The organism is Pseudomonas putida (assembly GCF_001636055.1).
Taxonomy (GTDB): Bacteria; Pseudomonadota; Gammaproteobacteria; order Pseudomonadales; family Pseudomonadaceae; genus Aquipseudomonas; species Aquipseudomonas machongensis.
This window is the reverse complement of record NZ_CP011789.1, coordinates 4,408,091-4,430,752: the sequence shown is the minus strand read 5'-3', so window position 1 is coordinate 4,430,752 and position 22,662 is coordinate 4,408,091. Positions and strand designations below refer to the sequence as shown.

The 22,662-nt window shown below is 62.5% G+C and carries 18 protein-coding genes; 12 read left to right on the top strand and 6 right to left on the bottom strand.

Going from position 1 to position 22,662, the window contains the following annotated elements; translation table 11 throughout:
• Nucleotides 1-24 precede the first annotated feature (24 nt).
• Nucleotides 25-465, bottom strand: coding sequence for a universal stress protein (locus AB688_RS19850; RefSeq protein ID WP_063545638.1), 441 nt, complete (start codon nt 463-465; stop codon nt 25-27).
• A 109-nt stretch (nt 466-574) separates the two neighbouring features.
• Between AB688_RS19850 and AB688_RS19845 the strand changes: the two genes are divergently transcribed.
• The 7 genes from AB688_RS19845 to AB688_RS19815 all read left to right on the top strand — a co-directional run bounded on the left by AB688_RS19845 (nt 575) and on the right by AB688_RS19815 (nt 8,772).
• Nucleotides 575-1,012: a hypothetical protein gene (locus AB688_RS19845; RefSeq protein WP_063545637.1), complete on the top strand. Its 438-nt coding sequence runs from the start codon at nt 575-577 to the stop codon at nt 1,010-1,012.
• A gap of 470 nt (nt 1,013-1,482) precedes the next feature.
• Nucleotides 1,483-3,630, top strand: coding sequence for a fatty acid oxidation complex subunit alpha FadB (gene fadB, locus AB688_RS19840; protein WP_063545636.1), 2,148 nt, complete (start codon nt 1,483-1,485; stop codon nt 3,628-3,630).
• Nucleotides 3,631-3,660: 30 nt separating this feature from the next.
• On the top strand, nt 3,661-4,836 hold the full coding sequence (gene fadA, locus AB688_RS19835; protein ID WP_063545635.1) for an acetyl-CoA C-acyltransferase FadA: 1,176 nt from the start codon (nt 3,661-3,663) through the stop codon (nt 4,834-4,836).
• 78 nt (nt 4,837-4,914) lie between these two features.
• On the top strand, nt 4,915-5,166 hold the full coding sequence (locus AB688_RS19830) for a DUF1653 domain-containing protein (protein ID WP_054894449.1): 252 nt from the start codon (nt 4,915-4,917) through the stop codon (nt 5,164-5,166).
• A gap of 100 nt (nt 5,167-5,266) precedes the next feature.
• The gene (gene topA / locus AB688_RS19825) at nt 5,267-7,876 is read left to right on the top strand and encodes a type I DNA topoisomerase (RefSeq protein ID WP_063545634.1); all 2,610 of its coding nucleotides are present in this window, start codon (nt 5,267-5,269) and stop codon (nt 7,874-7,876) included.
• Between the two features lie 89 nt (nt 7,877-7,965).
• Entirely contained in the window at nt 7,966-8,487 is a 522-nt protein-coding gene (locus AB688_RS19820) for a DUF6586 family protein (protein ID WP_063545633.1), read from the top strand.
• Between the two features lie 51 nt (nt 8,488-8,538).
• Nucleotides 8,539-8,772 carry a hypothetical protein gene (locus AB688_RS19815; protein ID WP_011534820.1) on the top strand — a complete coding sequence of 78 codons (234 nt, stop codon included), beginning with the start codon at nt 8,539-8,541 and terminating at the stop codon, nt 8,770-8,772.
• A 50-nt stretch (nt 8,773-8,822) separates the two neighbouring features.
• On the opposite strand, the gene sulA is transcribed toward AB688_RS19815, so the two are convergent.
• A complete protein-coding gene (gene sulA / locus AB688_RS19810) occupies nt 8,823-9,299 on the bottom strand; it encodes an SOS-induced cell division inhibitor SulA (protein WP_054894446.1) in 477 nt (158 codons plus the stop codon).
• A gap of 13 nt (nt 9,300-9,312) precedes the next feature.
• Nucleotides 9,313-9,921: a transcriptional repressor LexA gene (gene lexA, locus AB688_RS19805; protein WP_063545632.1), complete on the bottom strand. Its 609-nt coding sequence runs from the start codon at nt 9,919-9,921 to the stop codon at nt 9,313-9,315.
• Nucleotides 9,922-10,162: 241 nt separating this feature from the next.
• Between lexA and AB688_RS19800 the strand changes: the two genes are divergently transcribed.
• Genes AB688_RS19800 through nagZ form a run of 3 tightly spaced genes read left to right on the top strand, consistent with a single transcriptional unit; the run spans nt 10,163 to nt 12,462 of the window.
• Entirely contained in the window at nt 10,163-10,876 is a 714-nt protein-coding gene (locus AB688_RS19800) for a TetR/AcrR family transcriptional regulator (protein WP_063545631.1), read from the top strand.
• A 40-nt stretch (nt 10,877-10,916) separates the two neighbouring features.
• Nucleotides 10,917-11,441 carry a L,D-transpeptidase gene (locus AB688_RS19795; protein ID WP_063545630.1) on the top strand — a complete coding sequence of 175 codons (525 nt, stop codon included), beginning with the start codon at nt 10,917-10,919 and terminating at the stop codon, nt 11,439-11,441.
• A gap of 22 nt (nt 11,442-11,463) precedes the next feature.
• A complete protein-coding gene (nagZ, locus tag AB688_RS19790; RefSeq protein WP_196759907.1) occupies nt 11,464-12,462 on the top strand; it encodes a beta-N-acetylhexosaminidase in 999 nt (332 codons plus the stop codon).
• A gap of 52 nt (nt 12,463-12,514) precedes the next feature.
• On the opposite strand, the gene AB688_RS26560 is transcribed toward nagZ, so the two are convergent.
• From AB688_RS26560 to mfd, 3 genes are all read right to left on the bottom strand, one after another.
• Nucleotides 12,515-15,415 carry a DEAD/DEAH box helicase gene (locus tag AB688_RS26560; protein WP_414155818.1) on the bottom strand — a complete coding sequence of 967 codons (2,901 nt, stop codon included), beginning with the start codon at nt 15,413-15,415 and terminating at the stop codon, nt 12,515-12,517.
• 411 nt (nt 15,416-15,826) lie between these two features.
• Complete coding sequence (locus AB688_RS19780; RefSeq protein WP_063545628.1) at nt 15,827-16,402, bottom strand: CsiV family protein; 576 nt, start codon at nt 16,400-16,402, stop codon at nt 15,827-15,829.
• A 9-nt stretch (nt 16,403-16,411) separates the two neighbouring features.
• Entirely contained in the window at nt 16,412-19,861 is a 3,450-nt protein-coding gene (gene mfd / locus AB688_RS19775; protein WP_063545627.1) for a transcription-repair coupling factor, read from the bottom strand.
• 167 nt (nt 19,862-20,028) lie between these two features.
• Here mfd and AB688_RS19770 point away from each other — a divergent pair, with 167 nt between their 5' ends.
• A complete protein-coding gene (locus AB688_RS19770) occupies nt 20,029-21,492 on the top strand; it encodes a glyceraldehyde-3-phosphate dehydrogenase (protein ID WP_054894439.1) in 1,464 nt (487 codons plus the stop codon).
• Between the two features lie 131 nt (nt 21,493-21,623).
• Nucleotides 21,624-22,622 carry an FAD:protein FMN transferase gene (locus tag AB688_RS19765; RefSeq protein WP_063545626.1) on the top strand — a complete coding sequence of 333 codons (999 nt, stop codon included), beginning with the start codon at nt 21,624-21,626 and terminating at the stop codon, nt 22,620-22,622.
• The last annotated feature ends 40 nt before the right edge of the window (nt 22,623-22,662 follow it).

Here is a 22,662-nt window from a genome sequence, read left to right as displayed (position 1 = left end):
GCGATAGGGCCGGCTCGGGCTATATCATTCTTTCTTCTGCAAGCGCACCGCCAGTACATCGCACGGTGCCCCATGCAGCACGTCATTGGCCGTAGAACCCAATAGCAGCGCCAGACCATGGCGGCCATGGCTGCCGACCACGATCAGGTCGCACTTCTGATCCTTGGCCAGTTGGTGGATTTCCTGGCGCGGCTGGCCGTAGATCAGGTGCGAATCGCCGCGATTGATGTCTGGATATTTGTTGAACAGGCGATCCATGCGTTCCTTGGCCTGGTCGAACTGCTGTTGCTGCAGTTGCGACAGGTCCATCGGCACGTCGCCACCAAATGCCATGGCCATCGGCTCGACGATATGCACCAGGGAAACCTTGGCTCCGTTGGGTTCGGCGAGCTTCATGGCACGCTTGATCACCGGGTCGCATTCCTCGGTCAGGTCGACGGCAACCAGAAGATGTTCGTAGGACATGAGCGGCACTCCTGACAATCGCAATAGTGAAAGTATGGTCGCTTTCTGGCAGGTCTTGCGTGAAAAAGACTAACCCGCTCATTTGCAACGCTTTATGGGAACTACAGATATGACGGTATGGCTGGTGGTGTCAATCCTTGCGCTGATTCTCAGCCCGTTGGCCTGGTTGCGACCGTCGCGCAAGCAGAGCGAACAGATGAGTTTGCGCCTGGAGGGGCGACGCATGGGCCTGGCCATGCAACTGGCGCCCCAGCAGTGGCCGCACTGGCTGCAAAGCGAGCCCCCAAGCCCGTGTCCGCAGTATCACCGAGGCCGGCGCAAGGGGCGTGAGGATAGCTGGTGCTATTGGCAGGTCAGCCCGGGAGTGTGGTGGAACAAATGGCGTGAGCCGTGCGAGGAGCCGCGTCTGGCGGAGTGTTTTGCGCGGTTGCCGGCCAACGTCTACAAGGTGGAGGCCGATACCCGCATGATCGCCTTGTACTGGAGCGAGCGCGGGGAAAAATCTGTATTGCAGGATATTGCCCACACCCTCGAAACCCTCGCCTGAGGCAGGCGCAAAAAAAAGTGGGAGCAGGGCAACCCTGATCCCACAGTGGTGAAGCTGGCCAGGCAGGCCGGGAAAACATTCGATTCGAGGGCAGTGTAGACCCTTGTCTCGAATGTGTGCATGAAAAATCAGCAGGCTGGCAGCGCAGTTAACCCCACCAGCCATTGGCCGATCGTCGACATGAATGATCGACAATCACTGTCATCATGCTTTATCCCCTGGTGTTACAAAATGACTGGAAAGTCGCGTTTTCCGGGTGCTTTCGAGCATTTGACAACGCCGACCTTTTCGGAGAATGTGTGCGTACCCAAATCAAACGGGCGTATGAATTGAGCGTTTGTATGTTCACATCGCTCGTACAGAATCCCGACTATCGCGCTGACGGGTGTGCCTGGGGGAGGGCTTGAAGATTGCCTTCCTGCCAGTGATCGGCGTGTACAGTTCAGCTTCCATATCGTGGAGATCAGTTGATGATTTACGAAGGTAAAGCCATCACGGTTAAGGCTCTTGAAAGCGGCATCGTCGAACTGAAGTTCGACCTCAAGGGTGAGTCCGTCAACAAATTCAACCGCCTTACCCTGAACGAGCTGCGTCAGGCCGTGGATACCATCAAGGCCGACGCTTCCATCAAGGGTGTGATCGTCAGCAGCGGCAAGGACGTGTTCATCGTCGGTGCCGACATCACCGAATTCGTCGACAATTTCAAGCTGCCCGAGGCCGAGCTGGTGGCCGGCAACCTGGAAGCCAACCGTATCTTCAGCGACTTCGAAGACCTCGCGGTGCCGACCGTCGTGGCCATCAACGGCATCGCCCTGGGCGGCGGCCTGGAAATGTGCCTGGCGGCGGATTACCGCGTCATGTCCAGCAGCGCCAAGATCGGCCTGCCGGAAGTCAAGCTGGGCATCTACCCAGGCTTTGGCGGCACCGTTCGCCTGCCGCGTCTGATCGGCTCGGACAATGCCATCGAGTGGATCGCCTCGGGCAAGGAAAACCGCGCCGAAGACGCCCTGAAAGTGGGTGCCGTCGATGCCGTGGTCGCGCCTGAACTGCTGCAGGCCGGTGCTCTGGACCTGATCAAGCGCGCCATCGCCGGTGAGCTGGACTACAAGGCCAAGCGTCAGCCCAAGCTCGAGAAACTCAAACTCAATGCCATCGAGCAGATGATGGCCTTCGAAACCGCCAAGGGTTTTGTCGCCGGTCAAGCCGGCCCGAACTACCCGGCCCCGGTCGAAGCCATCAAGACCATCCAGAAGGCCGCCAACTTTGGCCGTGACAAGGCATTGGAAGTCGAAGCTGCCGGTTTTGCCAAGTTGGCCAAAACCTCGGTCGCCGAGAGCCTGATCGGCCTGTTCCTGAACGATCAGGAACTCAAGCGCAAAGCCAAGGCCCACGACGAGATCGCTCGTGACGTGAAGCAGGCCGCCGTACTCGGCGCCGGCATCATGGGCGGCGGTATCGCCTACCAGTCGGCGGTCAAGGGCACGCCGATCCTGATGAAGGATATCCGCGAGGAAGCTATCCAGCTGGGCCTTAACGAAGCGTCCAAGCTGCTGGGCAAGCGCGTCGAGAAAGGCCGCCTGACCCCGGCGAAGATGGCCGAAGCTCTCAACGCCATTCGCCCGACCTTGTCGTATGGCGATTTCGCCAACGTCGACATCGTCGTCGAGGCTGTGGTCGAGAACCCGAAGGTCAAGCAGGCGGTGCTGGCCGAGGTGGAAGGGCAGGTCAAGGAAGATGCGATTCTGGCGTCGAACACCTCGACCATTTCGATCAACTTGCTGGCCAAGGCGCTCAAGCGTCCGGAAAACTTCGTTGGCATGCACTTCTTCAACCCGGTGCACATGATGCCGCTGGTCGAAGTCATTCGTGGCGAGAAGTCCAGTGAAGTGGCTGTCGCCACCACCGTGGCCTACGCCAAGAAAATGGGCAAGAATCCGATCGTGGTCAACGACTGCCCGGGCTTCCTGGTCAACCGCGTACTGTTCCCGTATTTCGGTGGCTTCGCCAAGCTGGTCAGCGCAGGCGTCGATTTCGTGCGTATCGACAAGGTCATGGAAAAGTTCGGCTGGCCGATGGGCCCGGCCTACTTGATGGACGTGGTCGGCATCGACACCGGCCACCATGGCCGTGACGTGATGGCAGAAGGCTTCCCGGACCGCATGAAGGACGACCGCCGCTCCGCCGTCGACGCCCTGTACGAAGCCAATCGCCTGGGTCAGAAGAACGGCAAGGGCTTCTATGCCTACGAGACCGACAAGCGCGGCAAGCCGAAGAAAGTCGCCGATGCGTCCGTGCTGGACGTGCTCAAGCCGGTGATCTTCGAGCAGCGTGAAGTCAGTGACGAGGACATCATCAACTGGATGATGGTGCCGCTGTGCCTGGAGACCGTGCGTTGCCTGGAAGATGGCATCGTCGAAACTGCAGCCGAGGCGGACATGGGCCTGGTCTACGGCATCGGTTTCCCTCCTTTCCGCGGTGGTGCGCTGCGCTACATCGATTCGATCGGTGTCGCCGAGTTCGTTGCCCTGGCCGACAAGTACGCCGATCTGGGTCCGCTGTACCACCCGACTGCGAAGCTGCGTGAAATGGCCAAGAACGGCCAGCGCTTCTTCAACTGAACGGCCACGAGCTAGAGCGAGATTATTGATATGAGCCTGAATCCAAGAGACGTGGTGATTGTCGACTTCGGTCGCACGCCGATGGGCCGTTCCAAGGGTGGCATGCACCGCAACACCCGTGCCGAGGACATGTCGGCGCACTTGATCAGCAAGCTGCTGGAGCGCAACGACAAGGTCGATCCGAAAGAGGTCGAGGATGTGATCTGGGGCTGCGTCAACCAGACCCTGGAGCAGGGGTGGAACATCGCGCGCATGGCGTCGCTGATGACCCCGATCCCGCACACTTCCGCTGCGCAGACCGTCAGCCGCCTGTGCGGCTCGTCGATGAGCGCGCTGCACACCGCTGCCCAGGCGATCATGACCGGCAACGGCGATGTATTCGTGATCGGTGGTGTCGAGCACATGGGGCACGTCAGCATGATGCACGGCGTCGACCCGAACCCACACCTGTCCTTGCACGCTGCCAAGGCTTCCGGGATGATGGGCCTGACTGCGGAGATGCTCGGCAAGATGCATGGCATCACCCGTGAGCAGCAGGACCTGTTCGGCCTGCGTTCGCACCAGTTGGCCCACAAGGCCACGGTCGAGGGCAAGTTCAAGGATGAGATCATCCCGATGCAGGGCTACGACGAGAACGGCTTCCTCAAGGTCTTTGACTACGACGAAACCATTCGCCCCGAGACCACCCTCGAGGGCCTCGCTGCGCTCAAGCCGGCGTTCAACCCCAAGGGTGGCACTGTCACCGCTGGCACCTCGTCGCAGATCACCGACGGTGCCTCGTGCATGATCGTCATGTCCGGCCAGCGTGCCATGGACCTCGGCATCCAGCCATTGGCCGTGATTCGTTCGATGGCAGTAGCCGGTGTGGATCCGGCGATCATGGGTTATGGGCCGGTGCCTTCGACTCAGAAAGCCCTCAAGCGCGCGGGTCTGACCATCGCCGACATCGATTTCTTCGAGCTCAACGAAGCCTTCGCCGCACAGGCCCTGCCAGTGCTGAAGGATCTGAAAGTGCTCGACAAGATGGATCAGAAGGTTAACCTGCACGGCGGCGCCATCGCCCTGGGTCACCCGTTCGGTTGCTCCGGTGCGCGGATTTCCGGCACTCTGCTCAACGTCATGAAGCAGAATGGCGGTACGCTGGGTGTTGCGACCATGTGTGTCGGCCTGGGTCAGGGTATCACCACTGTCTTCGAACGCGTCTGATCGCTTCGCAGGACAGCAGCCGGGGCCTTGTGCCCCGGTTTTTGTTTTTTACAGGATTTGTTCAAGAGGGTGAGCAGCATGCAGATACAACCAGGCGTATACCGGCATTACAAAGGGCCTGAGTACCGTGTCTTCAGCGTTGCGCGGCACTCGGAGAGCGAAGAGTGGATGGTGTTCTACCAATGCCTGTATGGTGACTATGGGTTTTGGGTGCGGCCACTTTCGATGTTCCAGGAGTCGGTCGAGGTTGACGGCGAGCAGGTGCCACGCTTTGCTTTGGTCAAGGCAGAAGAGGGGCTTGCGGCACTGGCCGGGAAGCCTCGCGAGTGAACGACCGCGCTTGACCTCACTCTTTTGCCACTATATATAGCGGTGCCGCGTCCGGCACCTGACGCGTTTTTCATCTTCAGATTCAGGAATACTCCGATCCATGGGCAAATCGCTGGTCATTGTGGAATCCCCGGCCAAGGCCAAGACCATCAACAAGTACCTGGGCAGCCAGTACGTGGTGAAGTCGAGTATCGGCCACATCCGAGACCTCCCCACCAGCGGTTCGGCCAGTACGGCCAAGGAACCGGCGGCCAAGCGCGGCAAGACCGCGAGTGAGGCTCCGGCGCTGACGCCGAAGGAGAAAGCCCGGCGCCAACTGGTGGCGCGCATGGGTGTCGACCCAGAGGCCGGCTGGAAGGCCAAGTACGAGATCCTTCCCGGCAAGGAGAAGGTGATCGACGAGTTGCGTCGTTTGGCCAAGGATGCCGACACCATCTATCTCGCAACCGACTTGGATCGCGAGGGGGAAGCCATTGCCTGGCACCTGCGCGAAGCCATCGGGGGGGACGACAGCCGCTACAAGCGCGTGGTGTTCAACGAAATCACCAAGAAGGCCATTCAGGAGGCGTTTTCGCAGCCTGGTGACCTGGATATCGCCCGGGTCAATGCCCAGCAGGCGCGGCGCTTCCTCGATCGCGTGGTGGGCTACATGGTTTCGCCGCTGCTGTGGTCCAAGATCGCCCGTGGCCTGTCCGCCGGCCGTGTGCAATCGGTGGCTGTGAAGCTGGTGGTCGAGCGGGAGCGCGAGATCCGTGCGTTCAATCCCGAAGAGTACTGGGAGGTCCATGCTGACCTGGGCACGGCGAAGAACGCCAAGGTGCGCTTCGAAGTGGCGCGCGAGAACGGCGAAGCCTTCAAGCCGTTGAACGAAGCGCAGGCCATGGCGGCGCTGGAGAAGCTCAAGGCTTCCAGCTACAGCGTGGTCAAACGTGAAGATCGCCCGACCAGCAGCAAGCCATCGGCGCCTTTCATCACCTCGACCTTGCAGCAGGCGGCGAGCAACCGCCTGGGCTTCGGGGTGAAGAAGACGATGATGATGGCCCAGCGTCTGTATGAAGCCGGCTACATCACTTACATGCGTACCGACTCGACCAACCTGTCGACCGATGCCGTTGAAATGGCGCGCAGCTACATCGAAAGCGAGTTCGGCAAGCAGTACCTGCCGGCCGCTCCGGTCGTCTACGGCAGCAAGGAAGGCGCACAGGAGGCGCACGAAGCGATTCGTCCCTCCGACGTCAACACCCACCCGAGCAAGCTCAGTGGCATGGAGCGTGATGCCGAGCGCCTGTACGAGCTGATCTGGCGCCAGTTCCTGGCCTGCCAGATGCCACCGGCGCAGTACCTGTCCACGAGCGTCACCGTGGCGGCTGGCGATTTCGAGTTGCGTGCCAAGGGCCGTATTCTCAAGTTCGACGGCTACACCCGTGTGCTGCCACAACAGGCCAAGCCGGGCGAGGACGACGTGCTGCCGGAAATGGGGCAGGGCGAGACGCTCAAGTTGATCCAGCTCGACCCAAGCCAGCACTTCACCAAGCCGCCGGCGCGTTTCACCGAGGCGAGCCTGGTCAAGGAAATGGAAAAACGTGGTATCGGTCGTCCGTCGACCTATGCAGCGATCATTTCCACCATCCAGGATCGCGGCTATGTGACCCTGCACAACCGCCGCTTCTATTCCGAGAAGATGGGCGACATCGTGACCGAGCGCTTGTCCGAAAGCTTCTCCAACCTGATGGACTACGGCTTCACCGCCGGCATGGAAGAGAATCTCGATGACGTGGCCCAGGGCGAGCGTGACTGGAAAAACGTGCTCGACGAGTTCTACGGTGATTTCAGCAAGAAGCTGCAGACAGCAGAGTCCAGCGAAAACGGCATGCGAGCCAATCAGCCGACCCTGACCAACATTGCCTGCAAGGAATGCGGTCGGCCGATGATGATCCGTACCGCCTCGACCGGTGTATTCCTGGGCTGCTCGGGTTACAGCCTGCCGCCCAAGGAGCGCTGCAAGGCCACCGTCAATCTGGTGCCGGGTGACGAGATCGCAGCTGACGACGAGGGTGAATCCGAGTCGCTGGTGCTGCGTGGCAAGCACCGCTGCCCGATCTGCTCGACGGCGATGGACGCCTACCTGCTCGACGAAAAGCACAAGCTGCATATCTGTGGTAACAACCCGGATTGCCCTGGCTACGAGATCGAAGAGGGTAGCTACCGCATCAAGGGCTACGAAGGGCCGAGCCTGGAGTGCGACAAGTGCGGCAGCGAGATGCAGCTCAAGACTGGCCGTTTCGGCAAGTTCTTCGGTTGCACCAACCCGGCGTGCAAGAACACCCGCAAGTTGCTCAAGAGCGGCGAGGCTGCGCCACCGAAGATGGACAAGGTGGACATGCCGGAGCTCAAGTGCGAGAAGGTCGACGACACCTACGTGCTGCGTGACGGCGCTTCGGGGTTGTTCCTGGCGGCCAGCCAGTTCCCGAAAAATCGCGAGACCCGTGCGCCGCTGGTGCTGGAAATCATCCCGCACAAGCATGAGATCGATCCGAAGTATCACTTCCTCTGCGACGCACCGCAGAAGGATCCGGACGGTCGTCCTGCGGTGATTCGCTACAGCCGCAAGACCAAGGAGCAGTACGTGCAATCCGAGGTCGATGGCAAGCCGACAGGCTGGAAGGCGTTCTACGACGGCAAGGCGTGGAAGGTCGAAGACAAGCGCTGATTCGTCGGTGTTGTAATTGGGGCCGCTTTGCGGCCCCAATCATTTATGATGCAGCTATTCGCCTTGCTGCCCATGGGAGGTCATCCGAAATGGCCCAGGAACTCTACACCCGCACCAACCAGAAACTGTTCTTTGCAGGCCTGGCTCTTGAGTCCATGGCCAAGGCCGAGCAGAGCCAGGCCATGAATGCCCAGGGCCTGATCCAGGCTGAGCGCGAGGCGGCGGTGTTTCATTTGTATGGGGCGTTGCTCGGGCTGTGCCATGAGATTGCCGGCTTCTATCGTCTGCCCCAGGCGAACGCCGCGCGTGCAGAGCTGTTGCTTAACGATGACACGCTGAAGACCGTCGCCATTCCGGAAATGGCCGAGATGGTTGAGCTGGCACGCCAACCGCAGACCTGGCTGGCGCAGTTGATCAAGGCTTATGCCGATTTGTTCCAACCACCGGTCGCGAAGAAAGTCGCCAAGACAGATGTCACGCAGCCGTTGATCCAGGCTGTCAATCTCGATGAAGTCGAGGATGTCGTGCTGTCTCGGACGGAGTTGGAGCGCTGGCGGCAGGACCTAAAAGGGCTTGTAAGACGTTTCCGAGAAGCGTTGAGTGAGTGCTGACAGTCGGCGCGGCTGGTACACTACTCGCCTTTCGTGAACAGCAGGCCCTTTATGTCAACGTCCTTTCTAGAAATTGTCGAATTGCCTGATGGCCGGATCGAACTGCGCCGTGCCGAGGACGAGGGTTCGCTGGTTACCCTGGATTTCTCCGAAGATGCCAAGGCATTTCTTCAGGGGCAGCATGTAGAAGTGGCCAAAGCCATGCTCAGCGTTGGTGTGCAGATGGCAGGTAAGCTGGTCGAAGGTGACTTCGAGCGTGATGAAGGGCCGCGGGTTCTGCACTGAACACGCCAGTTGGGCCATCACTGCAGTGCGTCACAGGCAAAGCCTGGACATCAGCCGAGGCGGATGTTCAGGCTTTGTGCGTTTCCGCAGGTGGCGGCACGAACGAGCTGCTGGCGGATGCTGGCATTGACGTTGCCGAACCAGCTGACCACCGTGTGGCTATGACCCAGGCGTAGCGCTTCGCAGGCCAGTTGCAGGGCGCTCTGGTTGCTTCCGGGTTGCAGCAGCAGGATGCGTTCGCGATTCAGGCCGGCGTCACGCAGCCAGGTTTGTGTGAGACTCGCCGGCGGTGCGATCAGTGTCAGCCAGCGTGCGTCATCTTCTTCGCTCAGCTCGCGCAGGATAGGGGCCAACAGGCTCTGGCAGTGCCCTGGCGCGCCGCGCAGGGACAGTTCACTGAACAGTTCTGGTTGGCCGGGCTTGCGCGACTGCTCGCGACTTTTCAGGCCTGGCAGTACCGGCTGTGCGAGAAAGGCTTCGAACAATGGCAATTGTGCGGGCTGCGATAAATGGGCGGACTGCTGCATGACGCCTCCTGGATCAGCGGCGAATGACGCCGACGCTCAAGCCCTCGATCACCAGTTCCTGATCTTTCAGGTCGACTTCGATGGGGGCGAATTCGGGGTTTTCGGCAATCAGCCAGACTTTGCTGCCCTCGCGCTTGAAGCGCTTGACGGTCACTTCGTCACCGATGCGGGCGACCACGATCTGGCCATTGCGGGCTTCGCGGCAGGTGTGCACGGCGAGCAGGTCGCCGTCGACGATGCCGATATCCTTCATGCTCATGCCGTGAACGCGCAACAGGTAGTCGGCGCGAGGATGGAAGAAGGCTGCATTGATGTTGCAGGATTCCTCGATGTGCTGCTCGGCGAGGATCGGGGCACCTGCTGCAACACGGCCGATGATCGGCAGGCCGCTGTCGTCAGGCTTGGCTTCGAGACCCGGGATGCGAATGCCGCGGGAGGCGCCTGGCGTCATCTCGATGGCGCCCTTGCGCGCCAAGGCCTTGAGGTGCTCTTCGGCGGCATTGGGCGATTTGAACCCTAGCTCTTGTGCGATTTCTGCGCGGGTAGGCGGGAAGCCGTTGTCTTCAAGGCAACGTTTGATGAAGGCCAGGATCTCGGCTTGGCGTGGCGTCAGTTTCAGCATGGCGAGTGGCTCTGTCTTTTTATACAGTGACTGGGATTATATACAGTACAAGGCCTGCTGCAAGCACCGCCTTTGAAGAAAATCGCCGCGGTCTTCCGAGCGTCGTGCCCAGCCCTTGATATTTGTGGCTTGCAGCTTGAGCTCCGGCGCTTTAAAAAGGGCGACCGTCGGGTCACCGAACCTTGACATGCGCGTGCTTGAAACGTATGTTTCAAACAACTGTTTGTCAGGCGGATAAGTCATGGCCCAATCGGAAACCGTTGAACGCATTCTCGATGCTGCCGAGCAGCTGTTCGCGGAAAGAGGTTTCGCGGAAACTTCGTTGCGTTTGATCACTAGCAAGGCCGGGGTCAACCTGGCGGCGGTGAACTACCATTTCGGCTCCAAAAAGGCGCTTATCCAGGCGGTCTTCTCGCGCTTCCTCGGTCCGTTCTGTGCCAGCCTGGAGCGTGAACTCGAGCGCCGTCAGGCACGCCCTGAGCAGAAGCCGACGCTCGAAGAACTGCTGGAGATGCTGGTGGAGCAGGCCTTGGCCGTGCAGCCGCGCAGCAACAACGACCTGTCGATCTTCATGCGCCTGCTGGGCCTGGCCTTCAGTCAGAGTCAGGGCCACCTGCGCCGTTATCTTGAAGACATGTATGGCAAGGTGTTCCGGCGCTACATGCTGTTGGTCAACGAAGCGGCACCGCGTATTCCCCCCATCGAGCTGTTCTGGCGCGTGCATTTCATGCTGGGTGCCGCGGCGTTCAGCATGTCCGGTATCAAAGCGCTGCGCGCCATCGCTGAAACCGATTTCGGCATCAACACTTCGATCGAGCAGGTCATGCGTCTGATGGTGCCGTTCCTCGCCGCCGGCATGCGTGCCGATAGCGGGGTAACCGACGAGGCCATGGCGGCCGCGCAACTGCGACCACGCAGCAAGAGCACAGTCACCGGCGCGCCAGCCAAGGCCTGAACACTGGGCGAGGCAGGGCGCTTCGGCTAAGCTAGCGCCCATGTCCGACCTTGATTTCCTGCACATCTCCCTCGCTGACCAACGCCTTTACGGATTTTCCCGGGGGACGTTGTGCGTGCGCCTGGATGTTTCCACTGCACGTCTGGGGGCGGGTGAACTCAAGGGTTCTGGCTGCACGCCGCGTGGCCTGCATCAGGTCAGGGCGAAGATCGGCGCCGGATTGCCGCAAGGGGCTGTACTCAGCAGCCGACGCTGGACCGGTGAAGTCTGGTCGCCCGCCTTGCACGCGCAATCTCCAGGCCGTGACTGGATCCTCACCCGCATCCTCTGGCTCAGTGGCTGTGAGCCAGGCGTCAACCGCCTGGGACGGGTCGATACCTTTCGTCGCTACATTTATCTGCACGGCACGCCGGACAGCGAACCGCTGGGCGTGCCGTTGTCCCATGGCTGCGTGCGCCTGCGCAACCGCGAGCTTCTGGACCTGTTCGAGCGCGTGCCGGTCCATTGCCCGGTGCGCATAAGCGAGGCTGCCTGCCCGCAATGGGCCTCTCTGGATATTCAATGAAGGACACCCTATGACTGCCAGCCTGCAAGGCTCCCTGATGGTGGATATCGCCGGTCAATGGTTGACCGCCGAGGATCGTCACCTCCTGCGCCAGCCCGAAGTGGCCGGTCTGATCATCTTTGCCCGTAACATCGACAGCCCACGCCAGGTGCGCGAGCTGTGCGCCTCGATCCGTGCTATTCGTCCTGACCTGATCCTGGCGGTCGATCAGGAAGGTGGTCGGGTCCAGCGTCTGCGTCAGAGCTTCGTGCGTTTGCCGGCCATGCGTGCCATTGCCGACAATGCCAACGCCGATTACCTGGCCGAACAATGCGGTTGGCTGATGGCCACCGAAGTTCTGGCGGTCGGCCTGGACCTGAGTTTCGCACCGGTACTGGATCTTGATCACCAGCGCAGCGCGGTCGTGGGCAGCCGTGCCTTCGAAGGGGATCCGCAGCGTGCCACGCAACTGGCCGGTGCCTTCATTCGTGGCATGAACGCGGCTGGCATGGCGGCTTGCGGCAAGCACTTCCCCGGGCATGGCTGGGCGGAAGCCGATTCGCACGTGGCGATCCCCACCGATGAGCGCAGCCTGGAGCAGCTACGCCAGGCTGATCTGGTACCGTTCACTCGCCTCAGCGGCCAACTGGCAGCAGTGATGCCGGCGCATGTGATCTATCCGCAGGTCGACAACCAGCCGGCGGGCTTCTCGCGGCGCTGGCTGCAGGACATCCTGCGCGGCGAGCTGGGCTTTGAGGGGGTGATCTTCAGTGACGACTTGTCCATGGCTGGCGCGCATGTGGTGGGCGATGCCGCCAGTCGCATCGAGGCAGCGCTGAGTGCCGGTTGCGACATGGGGCTGGTGTGCAATGACCGAGCTGCGGCGGAGCTCGCGCTGAGTGCGGCGCAGCGCTTGAAGGTGCGGCCGTCGCCGCGCATCGCCGGCATGCGTGGGCAAGGCTTCGCGCGCACCGACTACCGCCAGCAGCCGCGCTGGCTTGAGGCGCTGGGGGCGTTGAAGGACGCGCAGCTGGTGGATTGACCGTGGTGTTCCCTTCGCGGGCAAGTCGGGACGCGAAGGGGACGCCCCGGATTCAGCGCCCTCGCTTGCCCGGCAGCGGGGCGAACAGTGCCTCGATTTCTTCATCCCCCAGCCGCCACTGACCGGCCTGCCCGCCATCGAGCAGACCGGCCGCCAAGGCGGCTTTCTCTTGCTGCAACTGCTGGATCTTTTCTTCCACCGTGCCGCGGGTGATCAGCTTGTAGACGAACACCGGCTTGTCCTGGCCGATACGGTACGCGCGGTCGGTTGCCTGGTTCTCGCTGGCCGGGTTCCACCAGGGGTCGTAGTGAATCACCGTATCGGCAGCGGTCAGGTTCAGGCCTGTGCCACCGGCCTTGAGGCTGATCAGGAATACTTCGCTATCGCCGTTCTGGAACTGTTGAACCGGCGCGCGGCGATCGCGGGTGTCACCGGTCAGCAGGCTGTAGCGAATGTCGCGCTTTTCCAGTTCCTGCTCGATCAGTGCGAGCATCGAAGTGAACTGGGAGAACAGCAGCACTCGGCGACCTTCGCTGAGCAGTTCCTCGAGCATTTCCATCAAGCTGCCCAGCTTGCCCTTGTCGGCTTGATTGCCCTTGGCTTCCACACCCTTGACCAGACGCAGGTCGCAGCACACCTGGCGCAGCTTGAGCAAGGCATCGAGGATGACGATCTGGCTGCGTGAGGCGCCATTGCGGGCGATTTCATCGCGCACCTTCTTGTCCATGGCCACGCGCACCGTTTCGTAGGTGTCGCGCTGTGCATCGCTGAGGTCCACCCAGTGAACCATCTCGCTCTTGGCCGGCAGCTCTCGGGCCACCTGCTCCTTGCTGCGGCGCAGCAGGAAAGGGCGTACGCGGCTGGCCAGGTGGGCCAGCCGCTCGCGGTCGCCATGACGTTCGATGGGAGTGCGGTAATCCTGGTTGAAGCGTTTCTGATCGCCCAGCCAGCCGGGCATCAGGAAGTGGAAGATCGACCATAGCTCACCCAGGTTGTTCTCCATGGGTGTGCCGGTCAGGCAAAGGCGCTGGTTGGCCTGCAGCTCCCGGGCGGCCTGGGCGGCCTTGCTGGTACTGCTCTTGATGTTCTGTGCTTCGTCCAGCACCAGCACGTGCCAGGGTTGGGCCTGCAATGGCTCGAGGTCGCGTGGCAGCAGGGCGTATGTGGTCAGGATCAGGTCGTATTCGTGCAGTGCACCAAAGAACCGGGTGCGTCCGGGGCCGTGCAGGGCCAGAACGCGCAGATTGGGTGCGAAGCGCTGTGCTTCGTCCAGCCAGTTGGGCACAAGGCTGGTGGGCATCACTGCCAGGGCTGGATGGTTCAGGCGCCCGGCTTCTTTTTCCAGCAGCAGATGGGCAAGGGTCTGCAGGGTCTTGCCCAGACCCATGTCGTCGCCGAGGATGCCGCCGGTGCCCATCTCGCGCAGGGCTTGCAACCAGTTCAGGCCCTGCTGCTGGTAGGGGCGCAAGGTCGCGGCCAGCCCCTTGGGTGGCTCGACCTCCAGGTCACGCGCATCGCGCAGGCGCCGGCCGAGATCGCGCAGTTGTTCGCCACCTTCCCATTGCAGGGGCAGGTGCTCGATATCGTTCAGGCGTGCCGCATCGGCGCGCTCCATGCGCAGCGTCGGTCCGCTGGCATCCTCGTGCAGATACAGCTCGCCGAGGGTGCCCATCACTGCCTTGATCCGGCCGTAGGGCAGGGCGACCCGCATGGCCGGGCTGTCCAGGCGACCGCGGTTGAGGTCGATCAACAGGTGTTCATCGTCGCCGCGCCGCGCAAGTTCGCTGGGGCGCAGCAGTTCGGGGCTGCTGCGCAGCAACTGCAGGACGATCGGCAGCAGGCTGTGGCGCTGGCCGTCGACGACGATGCCCAGTTCCAGATCGAACCATTCGTGGCCGGGGGCTTCCTGAATGTTGGCGTACCAGTCTTCCACGTCGTGGAGGTTGAAGGCGAAGTCACGGTGGATGTCCACCTTCCAACCTGCCTCGCGCAGTCGCAGCAGGTCTTCGCGGGCGAAGCGCAGCCAGGTCTCGTCGTCGGGCAGTTGGAACATTTCGCCGGCGCTGTCGGGCAGGGCCTTGCTCTGACGTGTGGCAGGCTTGAAACCGAGTTTGTGCAGGGTGTCGCGCAGGCGTTTTTCATGCTGCGGCTGGCGGCGAATATGCTGGCTGGTACTGTCCACCAGGCGGCTCAGCGGCTTGTCGTCGGGGCCGCTGGCGCGCAGCCCGTCGTAGTCGAACGACAGCGCCGCGCGATGCTGCATCTGGCGCTGCATGCGTCCGGTCTTGGGCGTGTAGGCGCTGAATTCCAGGCTGCCAAGGGTGAGGTGTGGTGTGGGTTCGATGTCGTCGAGCAGTTCCTGCTTGACCGTTGTCGGGGTCGGCAGTTGGTGGTTCAGGGCGTTGAGCTTGTGGCTGAGTGGCACGATCAGGTGTTCCGGTACATCGGGTGCGAGCGAGAGCTGGATGGCGGTGTGCGGGTCGAGACTGTGGGCGACGGTACCGACTTCACTGGTCATGACGTCGAAGTAAAACAACGGCACCAGCGGCAGGACGCAAAGCAGCGGTTTGTCGGCGTTGTACCACATGCCGCGGTATTCGCCGCTGTCCAGGCGCACCCAGCGAAATTCCGCCTGGCGCTCCTGGCCGCGGCGCAGCAGCGGCAATTCTTCCATGAACATCAGGCGTCCGGTTTCCAGCACCCGTTGCAGTAGCTCGCCGCCTTCCTGGCCTTTTAGCACGTAGCCGCGCTCCTGGCCGTAGGGTGCGTTCTGTGCGGACAACTGGCGCAGGATGCGCAGGTCTTCTTCCTTGACGAACTTGGGCGGCTCGTAGAGCAGTTCATACAGCGATTGCACCCGGCTGTAGCGTATGTCGCCATCGTTGCGAGTGCCCTTGCGCACGCGCAGGGCGCAGCCTTGATCGCCCAGCAGCATGAGCTGGTAGCAGACCATGCGTCCGCGCTTGTCTTCTTCAGGCCGGTGGGGGGTGGCGCGTTGCTCAAGGCCCTGCAGCCAGTGTTGCAGGTGGTGCGGCAGGTGGTCGCTGGCCGCCGGTTGTGCCGTATGGCGGTGGGCTAGCGTGTAGAGCACGGCGGCGCAGTGCTTGCAGTTCTCGCCGACCGGGCAGGTGCACTGGCCGCGAACATGACAGTGTCCGGCGGAGTTGAAGGTGATGGTGATCCGCTGGCGATAACGGTTGTCGCCGTTGCCGCTGCAGGTTGCCTCGATGCGTGCGTCGCCGTGGGAGAGAATCTCTACCCTGCCTTGCTCGGCATAGCGCTCACCGCGCTGCAGAGCGCCGGCGTCGAATTCGCGCTTCCAGCTCGGGTTTTCCGCAACCTGCTTCTGCACGTCACTCACGTGTCACTGCTCCATCATCTCCGGGTCCATCGTTGGCAGCTTGCGCATGCCAGCCGGTGCGACCCTGATCAGCAGCGCCAGGTGGCCCCCGTCGAGGAAGGTCAGCTGGCCGTTTTTCACATTGCTGTTGCTTTGCTTGAATTGCTCGCTGCGCAGCACGCTGCCGTTGCCGTCCAGGTCGTTGACCCAGAAGTTGGCCTCGATGCGGGTGAAGCGGCCCTCGGCGATGCTCAGGTTGCCCTCGATGGGGAAGTGCCCGAACTGCTCGTCACCGGCGCCCACGGCGATGCGGCTGGGCTCGCTGCCCACCTGCTGCTGCCAAGCCTTGTGCAGCAGCACAGTGTAGTCGGCAGTGGCTTGCAGGCGGGTGGCTTCGTCGACCAGTGCCAGTGGGCGTTCGGCGTCCTTGGCCAGGCGTGGGGCGCCGGCGCTCCAGTTCTCGGGGGCGAACGGGCTGGTCACGGCAGGCACGGCATTCTGCCGCAGGAGGAGGATTTCCACCTGATAAGGGCCTTCGGCGAAGGCCGTCACTGGCGCGATGAGCGACAGCAACAAGGTCAGGCAACGAATGGCACGCATGGAGCTTCCTTAATTTGACTGTGGGGCCAGGCGCTCGAACAGCGCCTCGAGAGTGTTGAAGCGTTCTTCCGGGCGTTCCATCGGCACCAGGAAGCGGAACTGGGTCGCGCCTTCGAACTTGTAGCGCTTGGGCTGGCCCTGGATCAGCTTGATCAGGGTCAGTGGATCGACCGGCGTTTCGGCCTCGAACTCGAGCTTGCCGCCATTGGGGCCGGCATCGACCTTCTTGATGCCAAGCTTCTCGGCCTGCAGTTTGAGCAGCGTCAGGCGCATGAGGTTCTTGGTCGGCTCGGGCAGCAGGCCGAAGCGGTCGATCATCTCCACCTGCAGGTCCTTGAGGCCTTCCTCGTCGGCCGCCGAAGCGATGCGTTTGTACAGGATCAGGCGGGCGTGCACATCGGGCAGGTAGTCCTCGGGGATCAGCGCCGGCAGGCGCAGGTTGATCTCGGGGCCGCCGCCCAGTGGTTGCTCGAGATTGGGTTGGGTGCCCTTGCGGATCGCCTTGACCGCGCGTTCGAGCATCTCCATGTAGAGGGTGAAACCCACTGCCTGGATCTGCCCGCTCTGGCCTTCGCCGAGCAACTCGCCGGCGCCGCGGATCTCCAGGTCGTTGGTGGCCAGCACGAAGCCTGCGCCCAGGTCCTGGGTGTTGGCGATCGCCTCCAGGCGTTTCTCGGCATCGCCGCTGATCTGTTGGCGTGGCGGGGTGAGCAGGTAGGCGTAGGCCTGGTGGTGACTGCGTCCGACCCGGCCGCGCAACTGGTGCAACTGGGCCAGGCCGAACTTGTCGGCACGTTCGATGACGATGGTGTTGGCGCTGGGCACGTCGATGCCGGTCTCGATGATGGTCGAGGCAATCAGCACGTTGAAGCGCTTGTGGTAGAAGTCGCTCATCACCTGTTCGAGCTCGCGCTCGCGCATCTGCCCGTGGCCAATGCCGATGCGCGCTTCGGGCACCAGCTCGGCGAGGTCGGCGGCGCATTTCTCGATGGTCTTCACGTCGTTGTGCAGGTAATAGACCTGGCCGCCACGCAGCAGCTCGCGCAGCAGCGCCTCCTTGACCGTGCTCTTGTTCTGCTCCATGACGAAGGTGCGCACCGACAGGCGTCGAGCCGGCGGGGTGGCGATGATCGACAGGTCGCGCATGCCGGCCACGGCCATGTTCAGGGTGCGCGGGATTGGCGTGGCGGTGAGGGTGAGGATGTCCACCTCGCTGCGTAGCGCCTTGAGCTGTTCTTTCTGGCGTACGCCGAAACGGTGCTCTTCGTCGATGATCGCCAGGCCCAGGTCCTTGAAGCGCACATCGTCCTGCAGCAGCTTGTGGGTGCCGATGAGGATGTCGATCTTGCCTTCGGCAAGGTCTGCGGCGGCGGCGGCCACTTCCTTGGCGGACTTGAAGCGGCTCATCACCTCGACCGTCACGGGCCAGTCGGCAAAGCGATCGCGGAAGCTGTTGTAGTGCTGCTGGGCGAGCAGGGTGGTGGGTACCAGGACCGCGACCTGGCGACCGCTGTGCACGGCGATGAAGGCTGCGCGCATGGCCACTTCGGTCTTGCCGAAGCCGACATCGCCACACACCAGCCGATCCATGGGCTTGGCGGCGAGCATGTCGAGGCGCACGGCCTCGATGGCTGCCTGCTGGTCGGGCGTCTCTTCGAAGGGGAAACCGGCGCTGAAGGTGGCGTAGTCGGCGGCCGGGTCGGCGAAGGCGTAGCCCTTGCGCGCAGCACGGCGGGCATAGATGTCGAGCAGCTCGGCGGCCACGTCGCGCACCTGTTCGGCGGCCTTGCGCTTGGCTTTCTGCCAGGCTTCGGAGCCGAGTCGGTGCAGCGGCGCCAGGGCGTCGTCGCTGCCGGTGTAGCGGGCGATCAGGTGCAGGTTGGCCACCGGCACATAGAGCTTGGCGCCCTCGGCGTATTCAAGGGTGAGGAACTCGGCGGCCTGGCCGTCGATCTCCAGGGTGGCCAGGCCCAGGTAGCGGCCCACGCCGTGATCGATGTGCACCACAGGGGCGCCTTCGCGCAGTTCGGTGAGGTTCTTGATGACTGCGTCGTTGGCCGCTTCGCCGCGCTTGTCGCGACGTCGGCGCTGCATCACACGCTGGCCGAACAGTGGGCTTTCAGCCACAAGGGCCAGGCTCGGGTCATCCAGCAGCAAGCCGTCATCGAGTGGGGCGATGGTGATCGCCAGGCGCTCGCTGCCGGTGATGAAGTCAGCCCAGCCCTCGACGGTATGCGGGCGCAACTTCAGGCGTTCGAGCAGCTCCAGCAGCACCTCGCGTCGGCCTGCCGATTCGGCGGTGAACAGCACCCGGCCGGGGAACTGGTCGAGGAAGTTCGACAGCTCTGCCAGAGGCTGGTTGGCCTTGGCCTCGATGGCCAGGTTGGGCAAGGCGCGGGCCGGGAAGCGCTCGCGGCCTGCGCCTGGCTCGAGTTCGTCGGCGCTGACCACCACGCGCGGCCATTGCTTGAGGCGGGCGAAGCAGTCCTCGACCGGCATGAACAACTCGGCCGGTGGCAGCAGGGGGCGGCTGAGGTCGCCGCGGCGCTCTTCGTAGCGCCCGCGTACGTCGTTCCAGAAGTGTTCGGCGGCCTGCTCGACGCCCGGCAGGGAGAATACCTGGGTGTCTGCCGGCAGGTAGTCGAAGAGTGTCGCGGTCTCTTCGAAGAACAGCGGCAGGTAGTATTCGATGCCGGCCGGAATGATGCCGCTGGTCAGGTCCTGGAAGATCGCGCTGCGCCGGAAGTCGACGTCGAAGCGCTCTCGGAAGCGGGCCTTGAAGCGTGTCACCTCATCCTTGTGCATGGGGAATTCGCGGGCCGGCAGCAGGCGGATCGAGTCGACCTTGTCGATCGAGCGCTGGGTCTCCGGGTCGAAGGTGCGCAGGGTTTCGATCTCGTCGTCGAACAGGTCGATGCGATACGGCACCTTGCTGCCCATGGGGAACAGGTCGATCAGCGCGCCGCGCACGGCGAATTCACCATGCTCGTAGACCGTGTCGACACAGCGGTAGCCGCTGGCTTCCAGGCGGGTGCGCATCTGCTCGACGTCGATCTTCTGGCCCACGTCCAGCACCAGGCTGCTGCCCAGCAGGAAGCGGGTCGGGGCCAGGCGGTGCAGGGCGGTGGTGATCGGCACCACGAGAATGCCGTGGTCCAGCTCTGGCAGTCGGTAGAGGCTGGCAATGCGCTGGGAGATGATGTCCTGGTGCGGCGAGAACAGGTCGTAGGGCAGGGTTTCCCAGTCGGGGAACGGCAGCACCGGAAGCTGCGGGGCGAAGAAACGCAGCTCCTGTTCCAGGCGATCGGCGGCCTGGCTATCGGCAGTCAGCAGCAGGGTGAAACGCCCGGCGCTGCTGGCGGCCTCGGCGATTGCGAGACTGAGGGCGGCACCTGGCAGGTTGCCCCAGGTTTGTTTGCCGGCCGTGGCCGACAGTTGCGGAAGGCGCAGAACTGACACGGAAAATCCGACTCCAAGCGTTGCGGCAAAGAGGTCAAGTGTACCGGCGACGCTGCTCGCTGTCAGGCTCGAAAGGGCATGACGGCTGGCTTTGCGGGTAGCGACAGGCGCTCATTGCCCGATACGCATCGGGGCGTCATAATGTAGCCCCTTTTTTCTGTCCCTACATGTGGAAGGTTCCCGTGACTCAGAAGCCCGACCAGTGTCTTGGTGAGTGGATCGATCGTGAAGCCCTGGCTGAAGCGATGATCCCGCTTATCGGTCAGCTCTACCGCAACAACAACGTGGTGAGCTCGATCTATGGCCGCAGCCTGATCAACCGTTCGGTTATCTCGATCCTCAAAGCCCATCGCTTTGCACGTCACCGTCAGACCGACGAGACCGAACTGTCCGTACACGAGACATTCCCCCTGCTCAAAGCCATGAGCGAGCTGAAACTGGGCGCCGCTTCGGTCGACCTGGGCAAGCTGGCCAACAAGTTCAAGCAGGAAGGCAACGGTCGCACTGCCGAGCAGTTCGTCCGTGAAGAACTGGCTGAGGTGGTTGGCCAGCAGAACGCTTCGGCGCGCAAGGGCACCGACGTCGTCCTGTACGGCTTCGGCCGCATCGGCCGCCTGCTGGCGCGCATCCTGATCGAGAAGACCGGTGGTGGCGACGGCCTGCGCCTGCGCGCCATCGTCGTGCGCAAGGGCGCCGAAAACGACCTGGTCAAGCGCGCCAGCCTGCTGCGCCGCGACTCGGTTCACGGCCCGTTCGATGGCACCATCACCATCGATGAAGCCAACAACACCATCACTGCCAACGGCAACCTGATCCAGGTCATCTACGCCAAGAGCCCGAGCGAAGTCGACTACACCCAGTACGGCATCGACAACGCACTGATCGTCGACAACACCGGCGTCTGGCGCGATGCCGACGGCCTGGGCCAGCACCTGGCCTGCCCGGGCGCTGCCCGTGTAATCCTCACCGCACCTGGCAAGGGCGCGCTGAAGAACATCGTGCACGGCATCAACCATGGCGATATCGCTGCCGATGACAAGATCATCTCCGCGGCATCCTGCACCACCAACGCCATCGTGCCGGTGCTCAAGGCCATCAACGATCAGTACGGCATCGTCAACGGCCACGTCGAAACCGTTCACTCGTTCACCAACGACCAGAACCTGATCGACAACTTCCACAAGGGCAGCCGTCGCGGTCGTGCCGCGCCGCTGAACATGGTCATCACCGAAACCGGCGCCGCCACTGCCGCTGCCAAGGCACTGCCAGTGCTCAAGGGCAAGCTGACCGGCAACGCCATTCGCGTACCGACGCCGAACGTGTCGATGGCCATCCTGAACCTGAACCTGGAAAAGGCCACCAACCGCGAGGAGCTCAACGAGTACCTGCGCCAGACCGCCATGCACTCGGAACTGCACAAGCAGATCGACTACGTCAGCTCCCAGGAAGTGGTTTCGACCGACTTCGTCGGCTCGCGCCACGCCGGTGTGGTCGATGCCGAAGCGACCATCTGCAATGATAATCGTGTTGTCCTGTACGTCTGGTACGACAACGAATTCGGTTACAGCTGCCAGGTCGTTCGCGTGATGGAAGAGATGGCCGGTGTGAACCCGCCAGCGTTTCCACGCTGATAGGCTTGTAAGGCCATGAAAAAACGGGAACCTTCGGGTTCCCGTTTTTTTATGTCGTGTCTGTGCCGGCACTGCCACGGTAAACGCTGGTCCCAGGGTAGACGCGGCACAGGCAACCGAGAGTCTGAATCTTGCGCAAAGCCTTACTGCTTATCCTGATGCTGCTATCGGCCTGTGACCAGCAACCCACGCTGGAGCGCCTTGGCGGCCCGACCATGGGCAGCAGCTACAGCATCCAGTATGTTCGCAACCCCGGCGGCCCGGCACCGGACCAGGTGCGCGAAGCTGTCGAAACCATCCTGCATGAAATTGACGCGTCGTATTCCACCTACCGTGACGACTCTGTCGTCAGTCGCTTCAACCAGTTGCCGGCCAATCAATGCCTGGCCATCCCGCAGGACATGTTCGAGCTGGTCACCTTCGGCCAGCACCTGGCGGATGTGAGCGAGGGCGCTTTCGACCTCAGTGTCGAGCCGCTGCTCAACCTGTGGGGTTTCGGCCCGCAGGCGCGTCAGGAGCAGGTGCCCGATCCTCAGGCCCTGGCCTTGGCCCGTCAGCGCGTAGGTTATCGTCACCTGCACATCGATGGCGAGCGCCTGTGCAAGGATGTCGCGCTGGAGCTGGACTTCAACAGTATTGCTGCCGGTCACGCAGTCGACCTGATCGCCGAGCGCCTGCGGGCGATGGGTATCGACAGCTTTGTCGCCGAAGCCACCGGGGAATTGCAGGCCGCAGGCCGCAAGCCTGATGGCAGCCCCTGGCGCATTGCACTGGAGCTGCCGCGCGAGGATCGCCAGATCGCCCGCCAGGTGATTGCCATCGATGGCCTGTCGGTGTCGACCTCGGGTGACTACCGCAACTATTTCGAGGACAATGGCCGGCGCTATTCGCACACCTTCGATGCCCGTCTGGGGCGTCCGGTCGCCCACGGTCTGGCTGCAGTCACCGTGCTTGACCGCTCGGCACTGATCGCTGACGGTTACTCGACGTTGCTGCTGATTCTCGGGCCCGAGCGCGGCTGGGATTTTGCCGTGGCCCACGGCATCGCTGCCGTACTGGTGACCCGGGTCGAGGGTGGTTTCGTCTCCCGGTCCACGCCAGGTTTCCAGCGGGCGTTGAAAGGCGGGTGAAAGGCAGGGCACGGATGATCGCGGCCAGGGAAGCGGCGAA